At 63.8% G+C, this 2,348-nt stretch carries 2 protein-coding genes; both read left to right on the top strand.

All coding sequences use genetic code 11. The features are described from left to right. A partial coding sequence (locus EN969_RS27060; RefSeq protein ID WP_127419547.1) for an efflux RND transporter periplasmic adaptor subunit occupies positions 1 to 354 on the top strand: 354 nt, incomplete at its 5' end. Next, a partial coding sequence (locus tag EN969_RS27055) for an efflux RND transporter permease subunit (protein WP_164758524.1) occupies positions 351 to 2,348 on the top strand: 1,998 nt, incomplete at its 3' end. The genes EN969_RS27060 and EN969_RS27055, both read left to right, overlap by 4 nt.

The raw sequence follows: 2,348 nt of genomic DNA, 5'->3' as shown, positions 1-2,348 counted from the left end.
GCACCGCAATCCGAGGGCTCGACCCGCACCCGGCGCGTCAGGTTGACGCTCACGGATCCGCCACAGGCCTTCCGGCTCGGCTCCACGGTGACGGCGACCCGCGTGACCAAGGTGGCACCGACGATCGAACTGCCCATGTCGGCGCTGTTCGAAAAGAACGGTTCCGCGAAAGTGTGGATCGTCGACCCGCAGACATCGAGCGTGAACGCACGCGACATAAAGGTCGCGTCGAAGAATGGCGGCACCTTCACGGTGACCGAGGGGCTGGAGGCCGGCATGCGTGTTGTCACGGCGGGCGTCCACAGCCTGAGCGAAGGCCAGAAGGTGACAGTGCCCGAGGGAGGGGCCTCATGAAAGGCTTCAATCTCTCCGACTGGGCGCTCAACCACCGCTCCATGGTCTGGTATTTCATGCTGGTCTTCGTCGTGGCTGGCGTGTTCTCCTACCTCAATCTCGGCCGTGAAGAAGATCCCAACTTCACCATCAAGACGATGATCATCCAGGCCAACTGGCCGGGCGCCTCGGTCAAGGAAACCGTGCAGCAGGTGACCGACCGGATCGAGAAGAAACTCGAGGAACTCGACAGCCTCGACTACACCAAGTCCGTCACCACGGCCGGCCAGACCGTCATCTTCGTCAACCTGAAGGACACCACCAAGGCACGCGATGTCGTGCCGAACTGGATTCAGGTGCGCAACATGGTCAATGACATCGGGGCACAGTTTCCGCAGGGTGTGCAGGGCCCGTTCTTCAACGACCGCTTCGGCGACGTCTATGGCAACATCTACGCCTTCACATCGGACGGGCTGACGCCGCGCCAGTTGCGCGACTATGTCGAGGATGCCAGAACAAAGATCCTGACCGTGCCCAACGCCGGCAAGGTCGACCTGGTCGGCGCCCAGGACGAAGCGATCTATCTCGAATTCTCAACCCGCCAGATCGCCGCCCTCGGCCTCAACCAGCAAGCGATCGTCGCCAGCCTGCAGGCGCAGAACGCGATCACGCCGTCCGGCGTCATCCAGTCCGGGCCGGAGCGCATCAGCGTGCGTGTCGGCGGGCAGTTCACCTCCGAGGAAAGCCTGCGCGCCATCAATCTGCGCGTCAACGACCGCTTCTTCCGCCTGAGCGACGTAGCGACGATCACACGCGGCTATGTCGATCCGCCGACGGCACTGTTCCGTTTCAACGGCCAGGACGCGATCGGGCTCGCCATCGGCATGAAACCCAACGCCAACCTGCTCGAATTCGGCGAGGCCCTGCACAAGGAGATGGACAAGGTGCTGGCCGACCTGCCGGTCGGCGTCGGCGTGCATCTGGTGGCCGACCAGCCGGTCATCGTCGAGGAGGCCGTCTCGGGCTTTACGCGTGCGCTGTTCGAGGCGGTCGCCATCGTGCTCGCCGTGTCGTTCATCAGTCTCGGCATGCGCGCCGGCTTCGTCGTGGCGCTGTCGATCCCGCTGGTGCTGGCCATCACCTTCACCGTCATGGCCTATCTCGGCATTTCGCTGCAGCGTATTTCCCTGGGTGCGCTGATCATCGCGCTCGGCCTTCTGGTCGACGACGCGATGATCGCGGTCGAGATGATGGTGGCGCGGCTGGAGGTCGGCGACAATCTGCGCAAGGCAGCGACCTATGTCTACACGTCGACCGCCTTTCCGATGCTGACCGGTACGCTGGTAACTGTCGCCGGCTTCATCCCGATCGGCCTCAACAACAGCGCCGCCGGCGAATATACCTTCACCCTGTTCGTGGTCATCGCCGTTTCGCTGCTGGTGTCATGGATCGTGGCGGTGCTGTTTGCGCCACTGCTCGGCGTCACCATCCTGCCGGCGACGATGAAAACCAAGCATCACGACCAGCCGGGCCGCTTCACCTCACTGTTCCGGCGCGTGCTTGTCGGCTCGGTGCGCCATCACTGGCTGACCATCATCGCCACCGTGTCGTTGTTTGCCGGCTCGATCGCCGGCTTCGGCCTGGTGCAGCAGCAGTTCTTCCCGCCATCGGACCGGCCGGAGCTGATCGTCGACTGGAACCTGCCGCAGAATTCTTCGATCGCCGACACGCGCGACCAGATGGAGCGGTTCGAGCAGCGGGCGCTGGTCGGCAATCCCGACATCGACCATTTCTCGTCCTATATCGGCCAGGGCGCGGTGCGTTTCGTGCTCGCCTATGACGTGCAGCCGGCCAACCCCTATTTCGGCCAGACCGTCATCGTCACCAAGAGCATCGAGGCCCGCAACCGGGTCAAGCCGGCGCTGGAAAAGCTGCTGCGCGAGGAGTTCGTCGGCACCGACGCCTTCGTCAAGCCGCTCGAACTCGGACCGCCGGTCGGCCGCCCCGTGCAATAC

Source organism: Mesorhizobium sp. M7A.F.Ca.CA.003.01.2.1 (assembly GCF_003998945.1).
Lineage (GTDB): Bacteria > Pseudomonadota > Alphaproteobacteria > Rhizobiales > Rhizobiaceae > Mesorhizobium > Mesorhizobium ciceri.
This window is presented reverse-complemented; position numbering and strand designations above follow the sequence as displayed.